Source organism: Roseivirga sp. 4D4, assembly GCF_001747095.1.
Taxonomy (GTDB): domain Bacteria; phylum Bacteroidota; class Bacteroidia; order Cytophagales; family Cyclobacteriaceae; genus Roseivirga.
This window is the reverse complement of sequence record NZ_MDGP01000001.1, coordinates 2,006,365-2,031,796: the sequence shown is the minus strand read 5'-3', so window position 1 is coordinate 2,031,796 and position 25,432 is coordinate 2,006,365. Positions and strand designations below refer to the sequence as shown.

The window sequence follows — 25,432 nt, the reverse complement described above, 5'->3', positions numbered from 1 at the left end:
TTTTAAATCTACACTAAAAACAGACCTTCGCACATGATTTCAAAAGGAGTGATTTACATGCTCTTGGCCACATTCGTGTTTGCGGTCATGAACGTTCTGATAAAATACGTTCCTAACATACCTGCTGTAGAAATCATTTTGTTTCGCTCAATTGTTTCGTTTGTAATGTCAGGTGTGGCTTTGAAATATCAGCGGGTACCTCTTTTTGGAACGAATCGGAAAACCCTTTTGATTCGAGGCCTAGCCGGAGCGATAGCCTTGATCATGTTCTTTATCACACTTCAGGAGATACCTCTGGCAAGTGCGGTTACTCTGATGTTCTTGAGTCCAATATTCACCACTATATTGGGTATTTGGATTGTGAAGGAAAAAGTAAACCCGTTACAATGGCTGTTTTTTGCCATATCATTTGGTGGCATTGTTATGATCAAGGGCTTTGACACCCGAATTTCAGTTGAAATGGCTTTGCTTGGTATTGGAGCTGCATTCTTCTCTGGTATTGCCTACAATATGATTAGGAAACTTAAGACGTCTGAGCATCCACTGGTGATCATTTTCTATTTTCCATTAGTCACACTACCTATTGTCGGAATTTATTCTGGCTTTAATTGGGTGATGCCGGTGGGTGAGGAATGGATTATTCTTTTGGCCATTGGAGCGTTAACCCAGGTAGCACAATATTTCATGACTAAGTCGTACCAGTCAGAAGAGTTGGCCAAGGTGGCCAATATTAACTTTATTGGTATTATCTATGCCTTAGGCTTTGGATATGTCCTTTTCGATGAGACTTTCAACTTCCTGACCTATCTTGGTATGTCAGCTGTGTTGGTTGGTGTGATCCTTAATGTTGCATTTAAGAACAGAAAGAAGAATGAAGTTATTTCAAATTGATTCATTTACTAAGGAGCTTTTCAAGGGTAATCCGGCTGCGGTTTGTATTGTTGATCAAGCCTTGACTGATGTACAGATGCAGCAGATTGCTTCAGAGATGAACCTGTCTGAAACGGCCTTTGTAAGGCTTAGTGCAGAATCTTGTGATTTGAGATGGTTTACGCCTGCCAGAGAAGTGCCTTTATGTGGCCACGCAACACTGGCAACAGCTTATGTCTTATTCAATGAGGGGTATAAACCCTTAGATGAACCAATTGTCTTTAATACGCTAAGTGGCAAACTAATCGTGACTCAGAATGAAGATGACAGTCTTTCCATGGACTTCCCATCTTTGATGCCAACTGAAAAATGGGAGGGTTCCGTGGCCGAACTTGAGGGGCTTTTTGGAGGAGAAATCAAGGAGGTATTGACAGTTCCAAATGAGTTGATCGTGGTTTTTAACGAGCTGTCTACGCTGTTGAATACAAATCCCGATACTGGCATCATCGCAAGCCTGGCGGTAAATGGCGTAATCGTTTCGGCATGGTCAGGTAGTGATGACTATGATTTCGCATCAAGGTACTTTGCCCCAAACCTCGGAATAAAAGAAGACCCAGTGACTGGTTTTATGCATACTATACTGACCCCTTACTGGTCTTCCAGAATGAATCAAACGAAATTCAAAGCATTTCAAGCATCCGAACGCTCGGGCCATATGACGACTGAGCTACGAGGAGGTAGGGTTATTCTTGAAGGTTATGCTGTCAAGGTCTTTGAGTCAGAATTAAATATCTAATCCTGGCTCAGGATGAACGCGGTCATGGCGGGCACTGTGATACTTCCTGATCTTGATCGGCCAATTCCATTTTCATTGATTACCTCTCCATTTCCGACTAAAGTCCACTTTCCTTTCGGCAAAGCCAGGGTTTTATTGAGGTCACTTCCATTGAGTAGAACCAATATCTCTTTCCAGGTATCCCCATTAGCATTGTCCTTAAGTCTGTATCCAAGGAAGTTTTCTCCCTCTATGTCCAAAAACTCTAGGTGATCCTGAATCATTTTGGTCTCTGGCATTCTGAATGCTGGATGAGCTTTTCTTAGGGCAATCAAGCCTTTGTAATAGTCGAAGACCTCTTGGTATTCTTCTTTTCGAGTCCAAACGATTTGATTGATTTCATCCGGTAAGTTGTAAGAGTTTTCTTCACCGTTTTTCGTACGGAGCATTTCCATACCTGCATGGATGAATGGGACTCCCTGCGAGGTTAAAACAATGGTTTCAGCCAGCTTATGCATTTTAATAAGCTCTTTCTCCGAAGCTTCAGGGTTAGAAATTTGAAGGCGATCAAACAGCGTATGGTTATCGTGGCATGAAACATAGCTTATCGTCTGGGAAGGGTCGGTTGCCCAGGGAGCATTTGAATAGTTAACAGCCTCATAATTGATTTGAGGATGTTGAGTTGAAGCTACAACCCCAAACTTAATACTCTCCTTAGTTCCATTTCCTTGGCTAACAAAACCTCTCTGCTCGTGCTCAAAAACACTTCCTTTCAAACCATCTCTCAGATCATCGCTGAAGGCAGAGACTTGTTCCATTTGGTAGGTGTTGGCCTTAAGGGCAAGTTGATTATCGGGTAGAGGAGAATCACCAGCTTTCCATCCTTCACCATAAACGAAAATAGAAGGATCAATCGCTCTTACTGCCGTACTTATCTCGTTCATGGTTTCCATATCGTGTATTCCCATAAGGTCGAACCTGAAACCATCTAAATGGTATTCATTCACCCAATGCTTGACAGACTCTACCATGTACTTACGCATCATCTCTCTCTCCGAAGCAGTTTCATTGCCGCAAGCTGATGCATCTGAAAAAGTGCCATCAGGTCTTTGCCGATAGAAATAATCAGGTACAAGTTGGTTGAAGTTTGAATCTTCTGTCTGTCCGGTGTGATTGTATACCACATCCAGGATAACGCGGATGCCATTTTTATGGAAGGCCTGTACCATTTGCTTGAATTCCTTGATTCTCGTTCTCCCGTCATATGGGTCTATAGAAAAACTGCCTTCCGGAACATTGTAATTCAGAGGGTCATAACCCCAGTTGTACTGAGGCTCATCAAGTCGAGTCTCATCTATTGATTTGTGGTCGAAAGTAGGTAGAAGGTGTACGTGAGTAACACCAAGTTCTTTAATATGGTCAAGTCCCGTTGTTAGGCCATTCGGGCTTTTTGTTCCTTCTTCTGTCAGCGCGAGATATTTTCCTTTATGCTCTGATCCGGATGACTCATGTATGGACATGTCTCTGATATGCAATTCATAAAGAATAATGTCTGTGTAGTTTTCAAGCGCAGGTCTTTTGTCATTTTCCCACCCTGCTGGGTCAGTTTCATTTAACGATACGATCATGGAGCGTTGACCATTAACGCCAACGGCAACGGAGTATAAATCAGGCTTTTCCTGTAATAACTGTCCGTTTTGTCGGACTTGATAGGTATAGTATTTGTTCTTCTGATCGCCATTCAAGGTGAAAGACCATTCCCCTTGACGACCTCTTTTCATTTTAAACGAACCTTCTAAATTGTCACCATTTCCCTGTTCGTAAATATTGACCATCACTTCTTGGGCGGCAGGCGACCACATCTTGAATGATGTTGCTTCAGGAGTATAGGTAAATCCCAAGTCATTACTTTCATATACCGGGTAGTCCTCTAGCGCTTCGTACTGAGGTGTTTTATCACAAGCTGACATAATAAGGAAGAGTAAAGCTGTTGATCGTAAAAGATGTTTCATAGTGTATTGATTAATGACCGCCAGAAGGGCTTAATTTTGAAGCTTTTGTACCTGATTCTTTCACAAAGAGCCAGAGAACGGCTGAAATACCAAGTGCAATAGCACTGATGATGAAGATGCTATTTTTGTTAGCCTGTCCGTCAATAAAACCTCCTAAGCTTGATGCTACGAGTTGAGGAATCACAACGGATAAATTAAATAGCCCCATATACAATCCCATGCGACTCTGGTCTACTGTTTCAGACATAATGGCGAAGGGCAAACTAACCACTGCAGCCCATCCAACTCCCACCACAGCCATCAGAACAAAGAGCATAGTGGATGACTGACCTAGCAGGATTATTAAAACATAGCCAATGGACATAATCGCTATGCACAGCATATGCGTTTTAACTCGGCCAATTTTTTTGGTTATTGGCTCTAATACCAAAGCTGGTAATAAGAACCCGACTGTGTTAAGTACGGCAAAGGAGATTCCCGTAATAAATCCAATTTCATTGTTCTGGGCCTCAGCCAGTGTTTCTGTGGTGCCAAAGCCCATTATGACTTCCTTAATGTAAGCGAAGGTGTAGACGAACATGGTTTGTACGCCTAGCCAGGTAAATGCATGGGCCACACATATTTTCAAGAACTCTGGCATGTTGGTACTGCCCGGTTTACTTTCCTCGGCATTGTCATCAGAGGCATTCAGTTGTCTTGGCTCTGTAATAAATAGAGTGGGTATAATTGAAAAAACAAAGACCAATGCAGCTCCTGTATAGATGAGCATATAGTTGCTGACAAAGGCACCAATCAAATAGGCAACTACTCCAAAAAAACCAGAGATAGTTTGCATCCATGTGTAACCCTTGGTCCGCGTTGAACCTTCAGTAGTTACGTCAGCAATGACTGATCTTGTGGGGTTAAAACTAATGTTGATTGCTAAGTCGAGAGAAAGGGCTACAGCAATAGCAACACCTAGAAATTCTTCAACACCCAAAGCTTTTCCTATCAAGTCGATGTTTGGTAACGCTAGCAGCATCAAGGCAGCAATCAATCCACCGATAAGGATGAAGGGTCTTCTGCGACCTCCCCAAAACCAAACTTTGTCACTAATAAGTCCGATGATTACCTGACCAATAATTCCAGCCAAGGGGCCAGCTGCCCATACAAGGCCGATCTCATGTAAATCAAAGCCAAATTTGGTATTTAGAATCCAGCTCAGTGCTGCAATCTGCACAGAAAGTGCAAAGCCCATGGCTGTGGCTGGCAGACTAAGTATTACAAAAAATGACTTTGTGAAATTCTTCTGAATAGGAAGCATAGCGAAGGTTGGGCTTTTACCAAAAAAGAAAGATAAGGCTTTCGGCCCGAAACGGAAATGCGAACGTTTGCACGTTCCTTTAGACTATGCTAGAGAAGGGCAAAAAATCCGAGTTTACCTTACATTAAAGGTCGTTTGGCCTATTTCGTAAGTATCAGCTAAAATCACCACTTTGTAATCACCAGGATTGAATTCAGAACCTTTGTCGTAAACAAATGAGAGCTCTTGTTTAGAGTTATCGAACACGATCTCTTGCATCGCAGTGTAGAACTCCTCGCGGCCATCTATTTGGAAAGAGCCAGAACCCCTCGCAACATCAAAGATTACATTGCCAAGTGGGTCAACCAATTGTATAAGAATTTGATGACCTGCCACAGGTGCTACATCGTTAGGGGCCAAATTAAAAGTGACTTTGATTTTCTGTGCTTGTCTTTTTCGGAAGTCACCCTCGCGCTCTTTACCTCTACTATTGATGTTGAAGATCTTGATGTTTTCAGCGCGATGTTTAGCAGCAAGCGATATTCTTTGTTTGTATGCTTCTTCCCGTTGAGCTGCTTCGGTTAGGGATTTATTAAGTTCGTTTTTGTCAACTTTTAGATCGTTGTTCTCCTCCAATAAATCGTTATTCAGTTTCTTAAGTTGAACAATTTCCTCATCCTTAGCTAACAGGAGCTCTTCATAGCCATTTACCTTTCGATCTAATCTTTGAATCAGCGCTTTGTTAGCAACTCTGGTTCTTTGTAATTGATCTCTTTCAGCAGTAATGGAGTCTTTTAGAATGATCAATGAGTCAATATTTCCTCCTAATTCAGAAATCTCAGATATTTTTCCACTTAATTCCACAGAGATACTGTCAAGTTTGGTTGTTAGCGTTTCACGGGTAAGATCATATTCAGCCTGAAGTGCTTTCCTTTCCTTGCTGTCTTCATTGATTTTATAACCGCCTCCTACTACTACACCAATCAGAATTACGATTAGAACGATTCTGATAATATCTCTGTTACTTTTACCTGTTACTTCACTCATGATCCAAATGGATTTGCCAACCAACTTAAAAACGCTGGGTCGTTTGATTATTGGGCGAAGTACTCACATTTTTTTTAATTATTCAATGTCGGAAAAAAGAGAAACCGGAAATGTTGACTTGAATGAACAGTTCTGGACTGATAAATATCAGAAAGATCAAATGGGTTGGGACATCGGGTATGTCTCTACACCACTTAAAGGTTATTTTGATCAAATCGATGATAAGAGCCTCAAGATACTGATCCCTGGAGCCGGTAATGCATATGAGGCGGAATATCTCTGGAACAATGGGTTTACAAATGTCTACGTGGTTGATATTTCCGAAGAACCTTTAACTCGATTCATCAAGCGTGTGCCTGATTTTCCTAAGGATCAGTTACTGAATGTAGATTTCTTTCAGTTAGAGGATCGCTTCGATCTGATCATTGAGCAGACATTTTTTTGTGCACTTGACCCCAAGCTCAGAGCCCAGTATGTAGAGAAAATGCATAATCTTCTGAGGCCAAATGGAGTGTTGGTGGGGCTTATGTTCAAAATACCTTTGTTTGATGATCGACCTCCTTTTGGTGGCAATGAAAGCGAATATAGGTTGTTGTTTTCCGATCGCTTTAGCATTGATATTATGGAAGAAGCCTATAACTCGATAACTGCCAGAGCTGGCAGTGAGTTGTTTATCAAGATGACTCCTTTAGAACTTTAATATATAATCGGCTTTCTGAAGATTAGGATCAAAGAATAAAAGCCCAGCCTCAAATAAATCTATAGAAAGGGTTACTTCAGGTCTTTTTTTTAATTCATGCCATGCCTTGTTCATCTCTTTCGACCAGTGAATGTCATCGATGGCCATCATGCTTTTTTCATGCGTCAGCGGTTGAATTAATTCATAATAGTGAAGTGTGGGATCATAGCGATGGTTAGCATCTAGGTAGGCGAGGTCTATATGATTTAGACTCTGAATATGTTTTGGAAGAGTATAATCTATGTTTCCAACGATAGTTTTAATATTCTTTCGACCAAAAGAGTCAAAATGTTCTTGAGCTATTATGGCAATGGTTGGGTCACCTTCGAAAGTAGTGACTTGATTATCCTCATTTTGACTTAAATAAAGTGTGTTGATCCCCAAAGAGGTTCCCAACTCAATAATATTTGTATAGCCAAAGTGATCGATAGCTCTGCTTAAGAATCGAGAGAATTTGGAAGGAGTGGATGCGAACTTGGCAATGCCACCGATGGATCGGTTGGTTTTCTTAGTGACTCTTGATCCTGCACCAAAATCGGTTATTTCAATAGCCTTTCTCGAGTGCGTCAACTGAAATCTCAAAGCCTCAATTTCACGGTCTTTATTAGATGGTTTAGATATTACTTGTGTGAAAAGGTCAAACACAAAAGGGGAGTGCAGCGAATGCTGATCAACTCTTTTTAACCAATAATTAAAAAAGGAAAGTATCTCGAACAAAACTAGTTCATCAGATAGGGCACTACCATATTGAATTCAGGAATGGCAACTTCAAATTCTCTTCCGTCAACCACTTTTTCCATCAGGTAGGTGCCATACATTTTGCCAAAACCAGACCTTAGATTACAACCCGAAACATATTGGTGTTTTTCGCCTGGTTCTAAAATGGGTTGTTGGCCAACAACGCCTTCGCCTTCTACTTCACGCATTACATTATTGGCATCATGAATGTACCAATGCCTGCGGTGGAGCTTAATGGTATAATCACCTTCGTTCTCAATGGTGATTCTATAAGTAAACACATAGTGCGACTGGCTCGGGCTGGAATATTCCGCCTGATAGTTTGTTTCTACACAAACTTTGATGCCCTCAGTTGTCGCTGTAACAATCATTTTCTGTTTACTTCTGTGATTTAAAGTTATAGATTAGTTCGAAAATAACTAACCCCCCTGAAGAAAATTCAATGGCTGTAAAAATTGAAGAAAGTTGGTCTAAGGTATTGTCAGAAGAGTTCGAAAAAGATTATTTCAAACAGCTGATTGGCTTCGTAAAAGAGGAGTATAAACAACATACAATTTATCCCAAAGGGAGAGATATTTTTCGAGCATTCGATGCATGTCCTTTTGATGAAGTGAAGGTGGTTATCCTGGGACAGGATCCATACCACGGCCCGGGCCAAGCCAACGGCCTCTGTTTTTCAGTGCATGAGGGCGTGCCTTTTCCTCCTTCTCTTGTGAATATCTTCAAGGAGATTAAGAATGACCTGGGTCGAGAGATTCCTCCTAATGGTTCACTAGAGGGCTGGGCTCAGCAGGGGGTGCTCTTACTCAATGCGACATTGACAGTGCGCGCTCACCAGGCTGGATCTCACCAGAAAAAAGGATGGGAAATATTCACCGATGCTGTAATTACTCATCTGGCGAAGACCAGAAAAGACATTGTTTACATTCTCTGGGGTAGTTACGCTCAAAAGAAAGCGGCTATCGTTAGTGCTACTGATAATCTCATCTTGAAGTCTCCGCATCCATCTCCACTCTCTGCCCATAGAGGTTTTTTCGGGCGAGGTCATTTCAGTAAAGCGAATGCCTATTTAGAATCAAAAGGCCTTCAACCGATCAATTGGTAATCAGTCAAATTGAAGAAAATCTTCCATAGACTTTACACCCTTTTGATCTTTTAACCATTGTGCTACGGCTATAGCACCTTTGGCAAAACCTTCTCTTGAATGTGCAGTATGTTTGATTTCTATGGTGTCAACGGTGGAGCTATAGCTCACTTCATGGGTGCCCGGTGCTGGGTCAACACGTTCCGATATAATTTCTAGTTCATTCGGCAAGGAAGCCTCTTGGTTCACCCAGCTTGTTTTATTGTCCAATTCCTTTATTATGCCCTCTGCTATAGTTATTGAAGTCCCGCTTGGTGCATCCAGTTTTTGGGTATGGTGAATCTCCTTTGTCTTGACGCTGTACTGTTTTTGGTTATTCATCAGTATGGCCAACTGCTTGTTCAGTTTAAAAAAGAGGTTTACGCCAATACTAAAATTAGAAGCATAGAGGTAAGTACCGCTTTTTTCATTACAATAGGAATTGACTTCTTCTCTTCTCTCTAACCAACCTGTGGTACCAACGGCCACTGGAATTTCATGGTCGATACACCACTTGATGTTATCTACGGCCGCTTCAGGTTGACTGAAATCAATAGCGACATCTACCAAGGATGTATCAAGCTTATCAAGTTCTACTCTATTGTCAATACTGATTTTACCGACTATTTGGTGTCCAGCTTCTGTAGCCAATTGATCTATCAATTGGCCCATTTTTCCATAACCTAGTAATAGAATATTCATCTTCCGATGGGTAGGGTAACACCAAAACCGAGATAGGGGGCTCCATTTGAAATAACTCCAAGCTTTGGTTTAATATTTAATGCAAGGTCTTCATCTACATTGAAACCTTTGAGGTGAGCATCTACGGCTGCTTCTATGATCTGTAGGGCATATATGCCCACCATTGTAAGAATGACCAAGTCCCTATTCTTTCGCCAATTATCTGCTCGTCTTCTGTAAATCCTTACCAAGTTTTCGTTTGGGATGTCCTTTGCTAATTCCTCTGCTGCAAAATCGAGATTTTCATTTCTATTCCGTTCGTTGACTCCAATGAAGTGAATGGCCACCCCAAAACCTGTGTAGAGTACGGGGACTTTCCACCAACTGTCATTGTAGATTTGCCCCCAGCCAGGAATGATCGCGGATCTGCTGGAAGCGATTCTAGGATTATAATACTTCTGATTGGGGTTCACTTTGATCTCTTTTCCAGTAATAATTCCGTTTTCTAAAACGGCATTATTATCCTGAGCCAGAGAAGGTAATGAAAGTAAGAGACAAAGTGCAATAGAAGTTATAAGTCGCATCACATGTTAATAATTTCCAAAATGCGATTTAGGTCTTCGGTAGATACAAAAGGGATTTTAATCTCGCCCCTAAATTGACTATCTGCCCTAAGACCAACCCGAGTACCGAAATGTGAAGAAAGCTTTTGTTGAACCTGTTGCACTTCATAATTTCTGTGCTGTGTGCTTCCTTTCTTTTCTTTACCAGATTTATCGCTGTCTCCAGACATCAAATCTCGTACCAGTTGTTCGACTTTTCTTACGGAAAGTTCTTCGTCAACGATTTTTTTATAGATATGAAGCTGTTTGTCGATATCATCCACATTAACAATTGCCCTGGCATGTCCCATTGAGATTTTCTTATCTCTAATGCCTGCCTGGATATCCGGTGGAAGCCTGAGTAACCTCAAATAGTTATTGACCGTGGTTCGGTTTTTTCCAACACGTTCACCCAGTTGATCTTGCTTGAGGTCACATTCTTCTAGTAAGCGCTGATAGCTCAATGCAATTTCCATGGCATTAAGGTTTTCACGCTGAATGTTCTCAATCAATGCCATCTCTAGCATTTGTTGATCGTCAGCCGTTCTTACATAAGCAGGGATTTTCTCAATACCTGCAATTTTGGAAGCCTGAAACCTTCTTTCACCTGAGATTAGCTGAAATTCATTATCACTAAGTTTCCTAACTGTGATCGGCTGAATTATGCCTTGAACCTTTATAGACTCAGCTAGTTCCTCTAGTGCTTGCCTGTCAAAATGGGTACGAGGTTGGTAGGGGTTGACCTGGATTTGATCTAGTTGGATTTCATTCATTGATCCAACTGGATTTTTGTTTAGTGATTCTGCAGCGTTTGTTGAGGAATCCTCCAAAAGTGCTCCCAAACCTCTTCCCAATGCGTTTCTACTCTTTGGAGTTTTAGATGCCATATTAAAAAGTATTATTACTGATTCTTATCAGCGATTTCTTTAGCCAAATTTAAATATGCAAGTGCACCTTTACTATCCGCATCATGCTGAATGGCCGGAATACCAAAACTTGGTGACTCGCTTAATTTTACATTTCTCGGTATAATGGTTTCGAAAACCATGTTTTTGAAGTGAGTCTGTACTTCTTCTACCACCTGATTAGACAAACGCAGCCTTACGTCATACATTGTCAATAGAATTCCTTCGATTTCAAGACTCGAGTTCAAACGTTTTTGAATGATGGTGATGGTATTCAAAAGCTTACCTAGTCCTTCCAATGCAAAGTACTCACATTGTACTGGTATGATCACAGAGTTCGCAGCTGTTAACGAATTGATCGTTATGAGACCAAGAGACGGAGCACAGTCAATTAAGATGAAGTCATAATTGTCAGCAACTTCTCCCAGTACACCACGCATTTTTTCTTCTCTGTTGGTCAGGTTAACCATTTCTACCTCAGCACCCACAAGGTTAATATGAGATGGTACTAATTCTAAATGAGGAACATCAGTTTGTACAATACAATCCTGAATGTTGGCTTTGCCCACCATGCACTCATAAATACTCAGCTCTACTTCTCTGGGGTTTTGTCCCAAACCAGAGGTGGTGTTGGCTTGAGGGTCAGCATCAACCACCAATGTCTTATATTCCAATACAGCCAGACTGGCAGCCAGGTTCATAGCCGAAGTAGTTTTACCTACACCGCCTTTTTGGTTTGCTATCGCGATAATTTTACCCATCTGTTATTTATAGTGAAAGTGTTTGTCCAATTTCTGGGAGTGTCAATTGTACCTTGTTTTCGGCAGCGATCTGCATTGACTCTTGTCTGTCGATGGCAACGTAAGGAAAAGTGTCAAAGTGTACTCCGATCACCTTGTCACATCTTACCATTTTTGCAGCTTTCATCGCATCTGAGATTCCCATAGTGAAGTTGTCACCAACGGGCATAATGGAGAAATCAAGTTCAAACTCTTCTCCAATTAATTCCATGTCTTTTGTCAAAGCCGTGTCTCCAGCATAGTAGAAGCACCCTTCTTCATTCTTGATGACGATGCCCGCAGGATGCCCACCGTAACTACCATCAGGCATAGAACTGGAATGTACTGCGTTGACAAGCTTTACCTTGCCAAAATCAAAGTCCCAGGAACCTCCATGATTCATAGGGTGACCTCTTTCTAATCCCTTGGCTCCAAACCACCCAACTACTTCGTAGGTAGAGATGATAGTAGCTTCAGAATTATCATAAATTCTTTCCACATCGGCCACATGATCGCTATGCCCATGACTCAAAAGAATATAGTCTGGCTTTATCGCATCTACGTCAATTTCCTTAGCCAATTCATTAGGAGTAATGAACGGATCGAAAAGTAGTTTCTTTCCCATTGTCTCTACTAAAAAAGAGGCATGTCCAAAGAAGGTAAATTTCATTTAGGAGTAGGTTTTATTTGGTTGACGAATAGCTTACAAAGATATAAGTTTAGTCGAAAGTATAATGCGATTATGCCTTCAGCTCATAGACTAGTTTTTGTTGTTCAGAGCCAAATAAAAAAGGAGGCTTTTGAACCTCCTTTATATTTATTTTTTTCCTTTCTGTTTTTGCCTTTGTGCTTCCTGGCTGGCTTTCATGGCCTCTTCAAGTCTCAATGCAAACTTAGATTTCTTTTTGTTCACATTCTTTTTCTTGTTCTCCTCCAGTGTTGCACGAATCTTGTCTTCATCAACAAACCTTCTGATCAGTGTTTGCTGTCCAAACGTGATGATGTTTGAAACGAAGTAATAGAAACTCAAACCAGAAGAGTAGCTGTTCAACACAAACATAAAAATGACTGGCATTACGTAGCCAATGCTCTTCATTGGTCCCTGTACAGAGCTTACTTGATTATTGGACCAAGTATAAAGCAATGTAGAAAGGGTCATGAGTAAAGTAAAACCACTGACGTGAGATCCATAGAAAGGGATTGTAAACGGAAGGTTTAACAAAACATCATAAGTAGAAAGGTCATTTGCCCATAAAAAGGACTGCTGTCTCAGCTCAATCGAATTAGGGAAGAAGAAGAACATCGCAAATAAGATCGGCATTTGAAGTACCAGCGGTATACAACCACTGATCGGGTTAACTCCAACCTCTCTATAGAGCTTCATTTGCTCCTGTTGCATCTTCTGTTGGTCTCCACCAACCTTCTCTTTCATAGCATCCAACTCAGGTTTTAAAACCTTCATTTTGGCCATTGAGAGATATGATTTTCTTGATAATGGGAAAAGAACAAGCTTAACGATCAGCACTATGATCATAATAATCACCCCATAGTTGCCAATGTATCTTTCCAAAAAGCCGAATAGCTCAACTATGATGTATTTGTTTACCCAGCTCACCAATTTGTAGCCCATGTAAACATTGTCTTCGTATGCTTCAGTTACTTTCTTTAGACCTTTATAACTGTTTGGGCCATAGTAATAGGTGAAGTTTGCACCTGCATAAACATCGCCCATTGGGATAGACAATTCCATGAGGCCTTCTTTGACTATCGTGGAGTCAAGACCTACAGTAGAGCCTATGGTGGCTTGGTTAAATCCTTTTTCAGAGATGATACCTGAGTTGAAGAACTTTTGAGAGAAACTTAGCCATTTCACACCTCCAATGGTCTCCTTTTGAGGGTCTCTAGAGGTGGCACTTAGGTTATCTGAGTCTTCGTCAAGTGTGTAATACCTGAGGGTTGTCTTGTTTCTTGAATCCTCAAGGTTCTTTTCATAGCGCTGCATGGCCACCGCCCAAGCCATCGTAGCTTCATTTCCAATGACTTCACCTTGAAGACCATTCAACTTGAGCTGATAATCTAATTCGTAGTTGTTGGCATTGATGACATATGTCTGTACAATTGACTTGCCGTTGCCAAGGTCAGCAGAGAACCTGATAGTTGCGCTACCATCCGCTGCAACAGTGCGATTAGAGCTATTGGACTCGAAATAGAGGTTGTTGAGATCGATATTTCCCTTAGTTGTAGGGATGTTCAAAACCCTTTGACTGGTATTCTCATCGAACAGGATAAGAGGTTTTTGGTCAAATGTTACGTAGTCTTTGAGTTCTACAGCTGTAATAGCACCACCCTTATTAGAGAAGGTATACTTGGCCTTATCTGTTTCAATGACAAAGCTCTCTTCATTGCCCTGCATAGCAGCGCCAAAAGCTCCGTATTGCGCAGAAAGGTCATTGGCTGTCTGGGTCTCATCGATTACCTCTACCGGTTGAGCTTCCTGAACCGGAACTTGTGGAGTCACACTTTCTACGGATGTAGTGTCAGCGAATTCTAAAGGTTCTTCTTGAGCAGGTGGTCTGTAGACTATTGAGTAAACAATAAGTATGACCGCTATTAAAACGAGACCAATGGTCTGATTTCTATCCATTTCTGTAAAATTAATTCTTTTTGTTTTTCACTACTGCGCCTATAAAGCTTACAAATAGTGGATGAGGGTTCATCACAGTACTTTTTAGTTCTGGGTGAAATTGTGTGCCCACGAAGTAGGGGTGATCTGAAATCTCAACGATTTCTACCAAATTTGATTCTGGATTCACACCTACAGCTTTCATTCCAGCCTTTTCGAAATCTTTGAGGTATTCATTATTGAATTCATATCTATGTCTATGGCGCTCGGCCACGTTGACAACACCATATGCATTATATACTTTGGAAGGTTTTTTCACCTTGCAATCGTAAGCACCTAGTCTCATAGTACCACCATAGTCTTCTATGTTCTTCTGATCCTCCATAAGACCGATCACGGGATCTGGTGTATTGGCATTTAATTCCGTTGAAGCTGCTTCTGAAAGGCCAAGTACATTTCGGGCAAACTCCACAACAGCGCATTGCATACCCAAACAAATACCAAAGAATGGGATGTTATTCTCCCTGACATACCTTATCGCTTCAATCTTACCTTCTATGCCACGTTCCCCAAAACCTGGTGCTACTAATACCCCGTCCATATCTCTCAGGGTTCTATGTACGGATTTATTTGTTACGGACTCTGAAGAAATCCAGTGAACGTTCACTTTGCACTCTAAGTGAGCTCCAGCGTGGATGAAAGCCTCTGCAATTGACTTATAAGCATCTGGAAGTTCCACATATTTACCCACCAGGCCAATGTTAACTTCATTGGTTGGGTTCTTTAACTTTCCTAAGAATTTTCTCCAGTCATCAATTTCCGGCTGGTCCTTAGAAGGCATCCTGAGTTTTGTGAGTACTCTTTCATCTAGTTTCTCCTTTCTCATTAAAAGAGGAACATCATAGATGGTATCTGCATCGAGGGCCTCAATAACAGAGTTCAACTGCACATTGCAGAACAGGGCCAACTTCTTGCGTATATCGTTCGGTAACGACTTTTCAGATCGGCATACAAGAATGTCCGGCTGAATACCAGCTTCAAGGAGTTGCTTAACCGAATGCTGGGTAGGCTTAGTTTTTAATTCTTTTGCCGCTTTTAGATATGGAATTAGCGTGAGGTGAATTACCAAACAGTTGTTTTCACCAACATCCCAGCGCGCCTGTCTTACGGCTTCTATAAAGGGTAGTGATTCAATATCACCGACACATCCACCAATCTCAGTGATCACAAAGTCGTAATCGCCTGTTTCGCCAAGACGAAAGAAATTTCTTTTGATCTCATCCGTGATGTGAGGGATTACCTGAACAGTTTTTCCCAAATAGTCACCACGTCTTTCCTTGGTGATCACATCATAATAGATTCTACCTGTCGTCACGTTGTTTGCCTGTGAAGTAGGTGTATTTAGGAAACGTTCATAGTGACCAAGGTCCAAATCAGTTTCCGCGCCATCATCGGTCACATAGCACTCACCATGTTCATAAGGGTTGAGTGTACCTGGATCTACATTAATGTAAGGATCAAATTTTTGAATGGTTACCCGATATCCTCGAGCTTGAAGAAGGTTGCCGAGTGATGAAGCAATGATTCCTTTTCCTAAGGAAGAAGTAACACCACCAGTAACAAAAATGTATTTCGCAGATGCCATAAGTGTGATAAGAGAAATTAACTTATGGGATACAAAGGTAAGGATTTCAATTTAATCTGGTCGGCAATTTTTAATCTTTAAGTTGATGTCTTTTTGTTCGTTTTGAACTCCCTGAGATAAACTGCTAACTTTGCCTGCCTTTTAAGGAGATCGATCAATGAATCTGACCAAAAAACTTAAAGATCCCATTTTCAAAACCATAAGCCAAGTGGCTCATAATGAGCGCTTAGAGACCTATGTTGTTGGAGGGTATGTAAGGGATTTATTGTTGGGCCGATCATCAAAAGACATTGATTTTGTTTGTGTGGGTAGCGGTATTCAACTGGCAGAAGCAGTGAAAAAAGCACTTGGTGATAAAGTGCCATTATCAGTCTTCAAGAACTTTGGTACTGCCATGATCAAGGATGGCGATTTGGAACTTGAGTTTGTTGGGGCCAGGAGGGAATCTTATCAAAGGGATTCGAGAAAACCCATTGTCGAAGACGGCAGCCTAGAGGATGATCAAAATCGTAGGGATTTCACTATCAATGCCATGGCGATTAGCCTCAACGAAGGAAGCTATGGCGAATTGGTTGATCCTTTCGGAGGAGTAAATGATTTGAAAGAAAGACTTATCAGAACACCGCTTGAGCCGGACAGGACTTTTTCGGATGATCCTCTGCGTATGATGCGTGCTATCCGCTTTGCATCACAATTGAAGTTTGATATTGATGCTGAGACCTTCCAGGGTATTATTGATATGAAAGAGCGTATCAGTATTATATCCAAAGAAAGAATCATTGTAGAGCTGAATAAGATTATCCTTTCGGATGAACCATCTTATGGGTTTAAGCTCCTATTCCATTGTGGGTTGCTCAAACTCATTTTTCCAGAGTTAGTGGCCTTGCAGGGAGTCGATAGTATAGAGGATAAATCGCATAAAGATAATTTCTATCATACGCTTCAGGTATTAGATAATATCAGTAAGCATACGGACGACCTATGGTGGAGATGGTCCGCCATCATGCATGATATCGCCAAGCCTGCAACCAAGCGCTTTAATAAGCGAGTAGGTTGGACATTCCATGGTCATGAAGACAAGGGTGCGCGAATGACACCAGGCATATTTAGGAGAATGAAGCTACCAATGGGTGAGTCCATGAAGTTTGTTCAAAAAATGGTACGTCTCCACTTGAGGCCCATTGCTCTGGTAAAGGATGAGATCACAGATTCGGCTGTGCGAAGGCTCCTGTTCGAGGCTGGAGATGATATCGAGGCACTAATGACACTCTGCCGAGCAGACATCACCTCCAAGAATAACAATAAGGTTAAGCGCTACCTCCAGAACTTTGATAAAGTCGAAAAGCGCATGCGAGAGGTAGAGGAGAAGGATAAAGTTCGTAACTTTCAGCCCGTAATTACCGGAGAAATGATCATGACGGTCTTTGGATTAAAGCCAGGTAAGACCATCGGAGATATCAAGGAAGCGTTGAAAGAGGCAGTTTTGGAAGGTAAAATCAGAAATGAATTTGATGAGTCATACGAATACCTACTTAACCTAGGTAGGGAACTTGGCTTGAATGTTGTTAAATCACTGAAATAATTTAGTTACCAATAATAAAATGAAGAAGATTAAATTTTTAGTACTGGCCATCACATTGATGTTTGGAAGCCAAAGTGTATTGGCACAAGACAGTACTTATATCTCTAATGAGTATGCGAAGGCCATTGCCCTTCTTAGAAAAGCCGAGCAATACAATGATGTGCTTATCCAGAAGCAGGCACTTACAGATATATTAGTATTAAACCCAGTTGATTCGGCTGCCATGAGAATGTTGGCAGAGTTGTACTACAACACCTCTCAGTTTTCATCAAGTGCTTTAGTTGGTTTGGACTTTCTCCAGAAATACAACAACAATGAGATTGCCTTGGAAATTGTAGCCTTGAGTTACGAGAACCTAAGGTTGTACGATAAGGCGGTTGAGTATTATGAGAAATTATGGCTAAAGACAGAAGATGTTCAAGTGCAGTATCAGGTTGCCTATCTTCAATATTCCTTACAGCGTTTTGCCGAAGCCGAGGCCAACTTAGGCGTTATAGAGTCTAAGGTTAAGGATGAAGATAAGATCGCGTTAAATAAGAGTGATGGCAGTGCCCAACAGGTTTCTTTTAAAGCGGCCATTTATAACCTAAGGGGTTTGATGGCGATAGAGCAGGGGAAAAATGAGGAGGCCAAAACACATTTTACTCAGGCTCTGGCACTAAGTCCTGATTTTGAAATAGCTAAAACGAGTTTAGAAGCCTTAAACAAAGGCTAAGCGATAAGAAAACACTTTCCTAAAACCCCGACTAGTCGGGGTTTTTTTTATGCTTATCTTTCAGTATGCAACCCTTTATAGGTTGTAATGTCTTTAGTATGATTTCAGACGTTGGAAACAGGATACCAGAATATACATCAACCCATTATTGATCGCTGCCTTGCTGGGGACAGTACAGCTCAATATGAATTGTACAAGCTCTATTCAAAAGCTATGTACAATACATGCTTGCGCATTACCGGAAGCGAAATGGATGCAGAAGATGTGTTGCAAGAGTCCTTTTTGAGTGCTTTTAAGAATCTTAAAAACTATAAAGGCACTGCTTCGTTTGGCAGCTGGTTGAAGCGTATTGTGGTGAATAACGCCATTAACCTCGTTAAGAAGCGAAGGCTTGATTTGGAGTCTGTCGATGATATCGGTCAGTTTGATGATCGGGTAGTTGAAACAGAATCCAGAGATGTAAGTTATGATGTTGCGGTTGTCAATGAAGGGATATCTCGATTACCAGATGGTTATCGTGTGGTGCTAACCTTGTACTTGTTAGAAGGATACGATCACAAGGAAATAGCAGAGGTATTAGGGATTACTGAATCAACGTCAAAATCACAGTTTAATAGATCAAAGAAGAAATTGAGAGAAATACTAAGGGAGGAGTTGCAGTATGCAGGATAAAGACAACTTAGAGAGATTTATAGAAAACAATAAGGGAGCATTTGATCTCAAAGAGCCAAATAAAGATGTTTGGACGAATATTGAGGCTGAACTCAGGCCCAATCGGACGGTTACGCTCTGGTATTGGAAGGCTGCGGTTATACTTCTAATTGGAGCCGTGGCATTTTTGTTAGGAGATAAGTATTTGCCGCTATCACAAAGTGAGACTTCTTTTGACGAGAGTGAAATTTTGGCCTCCAATAATCTGGAGAAGTTTGAAGACCTTGAAGTTTTTTATACTTCAATAATTTCCAAGAAAAGAACTAAAGTCTCTGAAGAACTCGAAACAGGTAAAGTGTTTAATTTTCTGGAGGCAGATCTTCAGGAACTAGATGTTATCTACAATGACTTAAAGGAAGTATTTCTTGAGAGCCAACAATCTGAAGAAGTACTGGACAGACTTTTGCACTTATTGCGTCAGAAAATTCACCTCCTGAATAGTCAATTAGATATTCTTGAGCGTGATAAGCTTCCTGAGGATATGAAAGGGAAAGTTGATATTTCTATGTAACAGGCTGAGCCGCAGAATCTAGCACTTCACCGTTTCCACAAGTCAAGGTCCGTTTAGGATAATTCTCAATCAGCTTGAAATCATGGGTTGCCATTAGAATGGCAGTACCACTTCGATTGATGTCTTCAAAGGTTTTGAAGATGCCTTCTGAAACTTCAGGGTCAAGGTTTCCCGTAGGTTCGTCTGCAATAAGAATTGCAGGTTCGTTAATCAAGGCCCTGGCGATAACTACCCGTTGTTGCTCTCCACCTGAAAGTTGATGCGGCATTTTATTCGAAACGGCTCCTAAGCCTACTTTCATCAGTACATCAGCCAGTCTGCTTTTCATCTTAGCTTTGTCTTTCCAACCTGTAGCCTTCATCACAAAAAAGATATTTTCGGCAATGGTTCTATCAGGTAAGAGTTGAAAGTCTTGAAATACAATGCCCAGCTTTCTTCTGAGCATAGGTACTTCTTTTCGCTTGATCTTTTCTATTTCAAAGTCACATATGCGAATGCTCCCCATGTGGAGTGGCAGATCACAATAGAGTGTTTTGAGCAAAGAGCTTTTTCCACTTCCTGTTCTTCCCACTAAGTAAACGAACTCTCCCTTGGCGATCTTAAGGTTGATGTTGTTGAGAACGGTTTGATCTTCTTGAAAAATACTGGCGTCAGTAATTTGAACAATTGGTTCTCCTGAAAAAGGCATGCTAAATTTCGAGTTTTTGAAGTTTACCGAAGGGCAAGTTATTAATTACTTTCTCTAACGCAACTTCCTTGCCCTCCAGTCCATATTTCTCTAACTTTTTTAAAGGACGATCAGCTCTGAAATAGGCAATAAGGACGAAGTTCTCGTCCCTGAGCTGTATGTAGTCTGGAATTTTGGCTTTCCCCTTTACCTTAATTATATACATTTCCGTAAAAACAATCGGGTCATTTGGGGAATAACCAGAAGTAGGCGTTAATGTTTTAGCCATTGGCTTTTGCATGATCAGCAAGAAATTGTTGCAGGCCTTTATCAGTTAGTGGGTGGTTTAGCAAGCTCGTGATGACTTTGAGTGGACAAGTTGCTACATCTGCCCCAATTTCAGCACATTGGATTAAGTGCATAGTATGTCTTACAGAAGCAGCTAATACCTCAGTTGGGTAGCCATAGTTGTCATAAATCTGAACAATCTGCTCGATCAATTCAAGACCATCATAGCCAATATCGTCAAGTCTACCGATAAAAGGAGAAACATATGTTGCACCAGCCTTAGCTGCCAGAATAGCTTGCCCAGCAGAGAATACTAAAGTACAGTTGGTACGAATACCTTCATTGGTGAAATGTTTGATCGCTTTAACACCGTCTTTTATCATTGGAACTTTCACTACGATTTTGTCATCGATTTGCGCAAGCTCTTTTCCTTCCTTAATCATGCCATCAAAATCGGTGGCGATTACTTCGGCACTGACATTATCATCCACAATGTCGCAGATCGCTTTGTAGTGGGCAATCACATTATCGTGCCCTGAAATTCCTTCTTTGGCCATGAGCGATGGGTTAGTGGTCACGCCATCTAAAACCCCAAGGTCATAGGCCTCTTTAATATCATTTAGGTTTGCTGTATCGATAAAGAATTTCATAGGTTCTGCTTCTTAATTTATGGATGCACAAATCTAAAACATTCTCACCTTAGAAGAGGCTTAAAATCATGAAGTTTTGAACAAGTTGCTTTTGAGCGCTGGTGGTGATAAAGATTATCTTGATTCATAGTAGAAGATTCAATAGCTTGAACTTTAGCCAATTAATAATAAATACACTACTACCATGTCAACACAACACATTACACTAGCCAAGAAGCTGATGAGCTTTACCTCGGCTGATACAAGTTCTGAAAAGAGGGGCTTTGTTGAAGCGGGTAACTACTCATTACTATCGACCAAGCTTAACTTTCCGAATGAGGATACCGACTATGCCCAGATAGAAACCCCTGCTGGCAAAGTCTGGATTTGTTCTCGCTGGAAAGAGAATCAATATACAGAAACGCATTCGGCTCCAGCGTTACCTTCAGATGACGGGCCCGATTCATTCTTGGATGCCGTTGGCGCTGTGTCACGTATTAACTTCGATAGCAACGATGACGCGGTGGAGGAGTCTAAGTTGGTAGAAATAGTCAAAGATTACGATGGGTTTGCCTATGACCTGCATGATCCTGCCTATCCATATGATCTTCCCGGGGTGAACTTGCCTTTGGCTCCTCCGAAAACAAAACAAAACAACTGCTGTACTTTTGCCGAAGGCTTAATTGTAAAGGCTTGGTCTGATCAGTTTCCTTCCTTTGAATGGAATAATCATCGCCATGGACAAATGATGATCTTTTCAACCGATGACTATTTCTCGCCTGTTACAGCGGCAGTGGAAAGCGGAATGGGAGAGGAGGTCGAAGATGTTGAAGCGGCACCCGCCCCATGGACATTAGTTCAAGGTTGGAAGTCGAAGCAGTCGGATAACGTACCTGGCTCTAAATGGTCCGGTGGACATACCTTTATCATAGTAGATCATCACCCTGAAACGGACAAAGTCTTAACTCTGGAATCTAATAAGGCTTTTGGTCTGGATGGAGTAGGTTTTAGGAAAATCGGAATGGCTTCAGCTCACAATCATCAACCACCGGCTAATTGGTGGAACCTGCCCGGTGTATGGACCTGGCAACAGATTAAGAATAGCTATAAGGCTCGGGCCATGGCTACTTTAAAAGTGAAGAATAGAAGCTGGTCGGGACTAGCCTGACCAGCTTCTCAAAATAGCTCATTCAAGATTTAGTTTATTGCACCTTGCTCAATGTCATAGGAGATACTTAGTTCCGTACCCCAGTGATAGGTTACCTTTTTAGGTAAGTTAAAGTCGTTATACTCATAGGAAGTATTACATGGATTGCAGGCTAAGTCCAACAGACCTGAATAGTCTTTGTATCTGGCTTGAGTAATGTTGTTTTGTGTGGCAAGGCTAATTTCATAATCGCTAAAGAAGGGATTGCCTAACTTATAGTTCTGAGCGTTGTCATATAAGTAGAAGGATTCATATTGCAGTGCATCACCATAGAAGTGCTCAATTTTCACCACATTTCCATTTTCCCAGTAGTAACGATTGCTCACTTCAGTATCTAAAGAAATTGGATTGTATGAGGTTCTTGATCGTAATGTACCATTATCATTGTAAACGTATTCACTCACCCAACTAGGCTTCATGGTACCCTCTGAATTGTATGAAGAATGAACTTCGTGGATTAAACCGTTTCCATAATAAGTAATAGAGTCTTGTCTATGAATCTCATCCGTGGGTTGGTAGCGAAATGTCTTTAAAATCAACTGATCATTTGCATAAATGAAATTGGTCACCTCTACATATTCGTTGGATGGGTTGTTTGTATTGCGGTTGTCTATTACCGAGAGCAGTCTTCCATTGCTGTTGTAGGAGAAGCCCTGCTGCTGTCTCTGGTCACCTTGTTGGGAGACAATTTGAGATATTAAAAAATTGCCGGTGAAGTTGGGGTCAATGATGCCGTCATTTTCGCAAGAGTAGATGAAGGTTAAGCTGAGTGCTAGGAGCAAATACTTTTTCATATTGTCTTTGTGTTTCCTTCTTTGACACAGACTTAGTTGAAGGGGTTGTAAGGGGGGCTGAAAATATCAATTCACGTACTCTTGTTTCTTCACCAGAGCAAAATAATCCCCCTCAATGGGTAGGTAGCCATACTCATAACAGAAGTAGTAGGTGGCTCCCGCTTTTGTGGTATAAGTACTGGTGTGATAATTAAAGTCAAAGCCTTTTTCGGTCAGCTTGCTGCGGGTCGTTTTTGATTTTCCTTTTGGATTCAATTCCTCCAGTATTCGCCTGTTTCTTCGAAGGATGTTATGCACGTTTCTGACGTAATTATTGCTATCGGAATTTTGCTTGTTATTGAAAGTATTACGGCACTGATCGTCACAAAACTTCTTGTCTATTCTTCCATAAACAGGTTTTCCGCACTCCAAACATAATCTTTCTTCCATTTTCCTTATTTATTATTTATCCCACAATCTATTGAAAAACAGGTATATATCCAATTACAAACGTTTACAAACGAATGTTAATCGGTTACAAGCGCTTAGCAACCGACTTTAACTTTTGACCTACTCTTACTTTGCCATCGTCAATTCGAACAAATCGAAACAGACATCAAGTCGAATGTTAAACGTTAAAATTTATAATCATGCAAAATCTTAGAAATCGAGTACAGTTAATCGGAAGACTAGGTCAAAACCCTGAAACAAAAACTTTGACATCGGGGAAGTCGCTCACCACATTTTCAATCGCTACTACCGATAGTTACAGAAACGCCAATGGCGATAAAGTTGAAGAAACGCAGTGGCATAATATCGTAGCCTGGGGTAAGGTAGGTGAGATTGCCGCTGAGTACCTGACCAAGGGACAGGAGGTCGCTTTGGAAGGTAAGCTGACACACCGCTCTTATGAAACACAAGAAGGTGATAAACGCTATGTCACTGAGATTAATCTCAATGAGCTATTAATGCTAGGGGCTAAGAAGTAGATTTAATACCGAACTAGGTTCAAAGGAGTGCTTGGAGTCCAAGCGCTCCTTTATTTTTTGTCATGATCTGAAATTCGAATCTCTCAAAGGCTTCCTTGAGATCGGATAGAAGTTCTTCTTTTCTGTTGCTATCCAGAAAGGAATAATTGATGGAATTATAGACTAGGTCTTTAATCATGGCATAACGAAGGTTCGGGACATATTGAGTAGCCATGATATACTGATTGGTCAGATCACTTCTCAAAATGGCAGGATCATCTGAGCTAATACAGACAGGCACGCCAGCGGCTAAGTAGGCTTTCAAAGGATGTGTACTGCTATCACTTTCGAGTATCACTTTGTTGGTTTCAAGATTGATCTCGACTGCAACACCTTTCGCTTTCATTAGGTCCATTGTCTTCAGATAATTGTCCTGATGTAAGATGTCGAAGCCATGACCAATACGTTGCGTATTCGCTAGACTTATGGCCTGATAGATATGGTCTTTGGTATTGTCCTCCTTGACTGATTCATTAAGCTCTCCTGCGTGGAGTGATAGAGATACTTGGGGGAACTTAGACGTCAGAAAACGAAACATGGCCATATGTGCCGAATAATTTTGAAGGGCTGTGGGATCGTCTTCCGGAGCCACGAAATTGACGCCTACGACATTTTCAGAGAGTACTGCTGTTTTAAAGGCAAGTACCAAGTGACTAAAGACCACTGCCAGGTCTGGAATTACCCTCATTCCAACAGTCTGAAAAGCCAAATGCACGCTCTTGCTATCAATGTTCTCTATCCAATGATCCATGACTTCTGCATTGTAGTCGGCCCATGTATCAATGTTCTGTTGCTCCAGGTACGCATACCAGTCTGCTAAATGATCTTTAATGGAAATGCCCGGTTTCCATGCTTTGTCTACAGTGAGATCGGCCACCTGATTCATGATACTAGGTACGCCAACCATAGTTTCTAGGTACTGAATGTTTTCCGCTGCAGCAGCTTCGCAAATCTTAGAGAGTAGCGCTATCTCATTTCCAGACATAGCCTCTTCAAACTTTTGAAAGGTATTGAAGAAGTGGTCTCGTCCATTCAATGAGTTCTTGCTTTGGTTTCTCATAGACCAGCTGTCAATGATCATATCTCTGTGATCAGGAGACTCGTCCAGATATTGGTTGAGATCTATTGCAGTGGTGTCCTCATTGGATAGGGCCACTGTTTGGTTGGCGTAAAGTCGGAAGGTCTTTGGGTTAATCAAGAAATTTTTTTCTGAGGCAATGTTGAGATAATCCTCTGCCCAGACTGCCCCAAGTGCATGATGATGAATGTCTCCACCCTTGGGCATGGCCCAAAGGAACTCTCTTAGTAGATGCGGTTGGTCTTTTATCTGGTTGAAGTATTCTTCTGTGGCTTTCTGGTAATCATTTGGTGTCTCTGGAGGAGTACTGGTGCAGGCAAGTATCAAAGTCATTTGTAGTAGAAGTATTAATCTTTTCAATTGAATCCGTAAAGCGTTTATCACTACAAAACTCATGAAATGGATAATAAAATCTACATAAT

At 41.2% G+C, this 25,432-nt stretch carries 28 protein-coding genes; 10 read left to right on the top strand and 18 right to left on the bottom strand.

The window, feature by feature from the left end:
• Window positions 1–33: 33 nt before the first annotated feature.
• The gene (locus tag BFP97_RS08830; RefSeq protein ID WP_083262486.1) at window positions 34–891 is read left to right on the top strand and encodes a DMT family transporter; all 858 of its coding nucleotides are present in this window, start codon (window positions 34–36) and stop codon (window positions 889–891) included.
• Window positions 872–1,666, top strand: a complete 795-nt coding sequence (locus BFP97_RS08825; protein ID WP_069842066.1) for a PhzF family phenazine biosynthesis protein — start codon at window positions 872–874, stop codon at window positions 1,664–1,666. The genes BFP97_RS08830 and BFP97_RS08825 overlap by 20 nt, the downstream gene beginning before the upstream one ends.
• On the opposite strand, the gene pulA is transcribed toward BFP97_RS08825, so the two are convergent.
• From pulA to BFP97_RS08810, 3 genes are all read right to left on the bottom strand, one after another.
• On the bottom strand, window positions 1,663–3,657 hold the full coding sequence (gene pulA, locus BFP97_RS08820; protein ID WP_069842065.1) for a type I pullulanase: 1,995 nt from the start codon (window positions 3,655–3,657) through the stop codon (window positions 1,663–1,665). The genes BFP97_RS08825 and pulA overlap by 4 nt on opposite strands.
• A gap of 10 nt (window positions 3,658–3,667) precedes the next feature.
• Entirely contained in the window at window positions 3,668–4,960 is a 1,293-nt protein-coding gene (locus BFP97_RS08815) for an MFS transporter (RefSeq protein ID WP_069842064.1), read from the bottom strand.
• A gap of 114 nt (window positions 4,961–5,074) precedes the next feature.
• Window positions 5,075–5,986: a hypothetical protein gene (locus BFP97_RS08810; protein WP_069842063.1), complete on the bottom strand. Its 912-nt coding sequence runs from the start codon at window positions 5,984–5,986 to the stop codon at window positions 5,075–5,077.
• Between the two features lie 85 nt (window positions 5,987–6,071).
• Here BFP97_RS08810 and BFP97_RS08805 point away from each other — a divergent pair, with 85 nt between their 5' ends.
• Window positions 6,072–6,686: a methyltransferase gene (locus BFP97_RS08805; protein ID WP_069844253.1), complete on the top strand. Its 615-nt coding sequence runs from the start codon at window positions 6,072–6,074 to the stop codon at window positions 6,684–6,686.
• On the opposite strand, the gene BFP97_RS08800 is transcribed toward BFP97_RS08805, so the two are convergent.
• Together BFP97_RS08800 and apaG are read right to left on the bottom strand one after the other, a co-directional pair.
• Window positions 6,675–7,307 carry an O-methyltransferase gene (locus BFP97_RS08800; protein WP_170827436.1) on the bottom strand — a complete coding sequence of 211 codons (633 nt, stop codon included), beginning with the start codon at window positions 7,305–7,307 and terminating at the stop codon, window positions 6,675–6,677. The genes BFP97_RS08805 and BFP97_RS08800 overlap by 12 nt on opposite strands.
• A 137-nt stretch (window positions 7,308–7,444) precedes the next feature.
• Window positions 7,445–7,831 carry a Co2+/Mg2+ efflux protein ApaG gene (gene apaG / locus BFP97_RS08795; protein ID WP_069844251.1) on the bottom strand — a complete coding sequence of 129 codons (387 nt, stop codon included), beginning with the start codon at window positions 7,829–7,831 and terminating at the stop codon, window positions 7,445–7,447.
• Between the two features lie 74 nt (window positions 7,832–7,905).
• Between apaG and ung the strand changes: the two genes are divergently transcribed.
• On the top strand, window positions 7,906–8,568 hold the full coding sequence (gene ung, locus BFP97_RS08790) for a uracil-DNA glycosylase (RefSeq protein ID WP_069842062.1): 663 nt from the start codon (window positions 7,906–7,908) through the stop codon (window positions 8,566–8,568).
• Here ung and dapB read toward each other — a convergent pair whose 3' ends face one another.
• The 7 genes from dapB to BFP97_RS08755 form a co-directional block, all read right to left on the bottom strand.
• Window positions 8,569–9,288 carry a 4-hydroxy-tetrahydrodipicolinate reductase gene (gene dapB, locus BFP97_RS08785; RefSeq protein WP_069842061.1) on the bottom strand — a complete coding sequence of 240 codons (720 nt, stop codon included), beginning with the start codon at window positions 9,286–9,288 and terminating at the stop codon, window positions 8,569–8,571. It abuts the gene before it with no gap.
• The gene (locus BFP97_RS08780; protein WP_069842060.1) at window positions 9,285–9,851 is read right to left on the bottom strand and encodes a DUF5683 domain-containing protein; all 567 of its coding nucleotides are present in this window, start codon (window positions 9,849–9,851) and stop codon (window positions 9,285–9,287) included. Before BFP97_RS08780 ends, dapB begins: the two co-directional genes overlap by 4 nt.
• Window positions 9,851–10,756: a ParB/RepB/Spo0J family partition protein gene (locus BFP97_RS08775; protein ID WP_069842059.1), complete on the bottom strand. Its 906-nt coding sequence runs from the start codon at window positions 10,754–10,756 to the stop codon at window positions 9,851–9,853. The genes BFP97_RS08780 and BFP97_RS08775 overlap by 1 nt, the downstream gene beginning before the upstream one ends.
• 14 nt (window positions 10,757–10,770) lie before the next feature.
• Window positions 10,771–11,535 (bottom strand): ParA family protein, encoded by a 765-nt coding sequence (locus tag BFP97_RS08770; RefSeq protein WP_069842058.1) that lies wholly within the window; start codon window positions 11,533–11,535, stop codon window positions 10,771–10,773.
• A gap of 7 nt (window positions 11,536–11,542) precedes the next feature.
• A complete protein-coding gene (locus BFP97_RS08765) occupies window positions 11,543–12,223 on the bottom strand; it encodes a metal-dependent hydrolase (protein ID WP_069842057.1) in 681 nt (226 codons plus the stop codon).
• Window positions 12,224–12,370: 147 nt separating this feature from the next.
• Window positions 12,371–14,197 carry a membrane protein insertase YidC gene (yidC, locus tag BFP97_RS08760; protein ID WP_069842056.1) on the bottom strand — a complete coding sequence of 609 codons (1,827 nt, stop codon included), beginning with the start codon at window positions 14,195–14,197 and terminating at the stop codon, window positions 12,371–12,373.
• 10 nt (window positions 14,198–14,207) lie between these two features.
• The gene (locus BFP97_RS08755) at window positions 14,208–15,821 is read right to left on the bottom strand and encodes a CTP synthase (RefSeq protein ID WP_069842055.1); all 1,614 of its coding nucleotides are present in this window, start codon (window positions 15,819–15,821) and stop codon (window positions 14,208–14,210) included.
• 157 nt (window positions 15,822–15,978) lie between these two features.
• Between BFP97_RS08755 and BFP97_RS08750 the strand changes: the two genes are divergently transcribed.
• The 4 genes from BFP97_RS08750 to BFP97_RS08735 all read left to right on the top strand — a co-directional run bounded on the left by BFP97_RS08750 (window position 15,979) and on the right by BFP97_RS08735 (window position 19,340).
• The gene (locus BFP97_RS08750; protein WP_069842054.1) at window positions 15,979–17,403 is read left to right on the top strand and encodes a CCA tRNA nucleotidyltransferase; all 1,425 of its coding nucleotides are present in this window, start codon (window positions 15,979–15,981) and stop codon (window positions 17,401–17,403) included.
• Between the two features lie 19 nt (window positions 17,404–17,422).
• Complete coding sequence (locus BFP97_RS08745; protein WP_069842053.1) at window positions 17,423–18,118, top strand: tetratricopeptide repeat protein; 696 nt, start codon at window positions 17,423–17,425, stop codon at window positions 18,116–18,118.
• Between the two features lie 111 nt (window positions 18,119–18,229).
• Window positions 18,230–18,790 (top strand): RNA polymerase sigma factor, encoded by a 561-nt coding sequence (locus tag BFP97_RS08740; RefSeq protein ID WP_069842052.1) that lies wholly within the window; start codon window positions 18,230–18,232, stop codon window positions 18,788–18,790.
• Window positions 18,780–19,340 carry a hypothetical protein gene (locus BFP97_RS08735; RefSeq protein ID WP_069842051.1) on the top strand — a complete coding sequence of 187 codons (561 nt, stop codon included), beginning with the start codon at window positions 18,780–18,782 and terminating at the stop codon, window positions 19,338–19,340. The genes BFP97_RS08740 and BFP97_RS08735 overlap by 11 nt, the downstream gene beginning before the upstream one ends.
• On the opposite strand, the gene BFP97_RS08730 is transcribed toward BFP97_RS08735, so the two are convergent.
• From BFP97_RS08730 to fsa, 3 genes are read right to left on the bottom strand one after another with little or no spacing between them, the layout of a single operon-like run.
• On the bottom strand, window positions 19,333–20,028 hold the full coding sequence (locus tag BFP97_RS08730) for a cell division ATP-binding protein FtsE (RefSeq protein ID WP_069842050.1): 696 nt from the start codon (window positions 20,026–20,028) through the stop codon (window positions 19,333–19,335). The genes BFP97_RS08735 and BFP97_RS08730 overlap by 8 nt on opposite strands.
• A gap of 1 nt (window position 20,029) precedes the next feature.
• Window positions 20,030–20,233: a fructose-6-phosphate aldolase gene (locus BFP97_RS08725; RefSeq protein WP_069844250.1), complete on the bottom strand. Its 204-nt coding sequence runs from the start codon at window positions 20,231–20,233 to the stop codon at window positions 20,030–20,032.
• A gap of 55 nt (window positions 20,234–20,288) precedes the next feature.
• Entirely contained in the window at window positions 20,289–20,945 is a 657-nt protein-coding gene (fsa, locus tag BFP97_RS08720; RefSeq protein ID WP_069842049.1) for a fructose-6-phosphate aldolase, read from the bottom strand.
• Window positions 20,946–21,129: 184 nt separating this feature from the next.
• Between fsa and BFP97_RS20805 the strand changes: the two genes are divergently transcribed.
• A complete protein-coding gene (locus BFP97_RS20805) occupies window positions 21,130–22,092 on the top strand; it encodes a hypothetical protein (RefSeq protein WP_069842048.1) in 963 nt (320 codons plus the stop codon).
• Between the two features lie 29 nt (window positions 22,093–22,121).
• Here BFP97_RS20805 and BFP97_RS08710 read toward each other — a convergent pair whose 3' ends face one another.
• On the bottom strand, window positions 22,122–22,925 hold the full coding sequence (locus tag BFP97_RS08710; protein WP_069842047.1) for a hypothetical protein: 804 nt from the start codon (window positions 22,923–22,925) through the stop codon (window positions 22,122–22,124).
• Between the two features lie 66 nt (window positions 22,926–22,991).
• The gene (locus tag BFP97_RS08705) at window positions 22,992–23,354 is read right to left on the bottom strand and encodes a DUF2116 family Zn-ribbon domain-containing protein (RefSeq protein WP_069842046.1); all 363 of its coding nucleotides are present in this window, start codon (window positions 23,352–23,354) and stop codon (window positions 22,992–22,994) included.
• 200 nt (window positions 23,355–23,554) lie between these two features.
• Here BFP97_RS08705 and BFP97_RS08700 point away from each other — a divergent pair, with 200 nt between their 5' ends.
• Complete coding sequence (locus tag BFP97_RS08700; RefSeq protein WP_069842045.1) at window positions 23,555–23,893, top strand: single-stranded DNA-binding protein; 339 nt, start codon at window positions 23,555–23,557, stop codon at window positions 23,891–23,893.
• Window positions 23,894–23,912: 19 nt separating this feature from the next.
• Here the strand turns inward: BFP97_RS08700 and BFP97_RS08695 are convergent, their stop codons facing one another.
• Complete coding sequence (locus BFP97_RS08695) at window positions 23,913–25,343, bottom strand: hypothetical protein (protein WP_069842044.1); 1,431 nt, start codon at window positions 25,341–25,343, stop codon at window positions 23,913–23,915.
• Window positions 25,344–25,432: the final 89 nt, after the last annotated feature.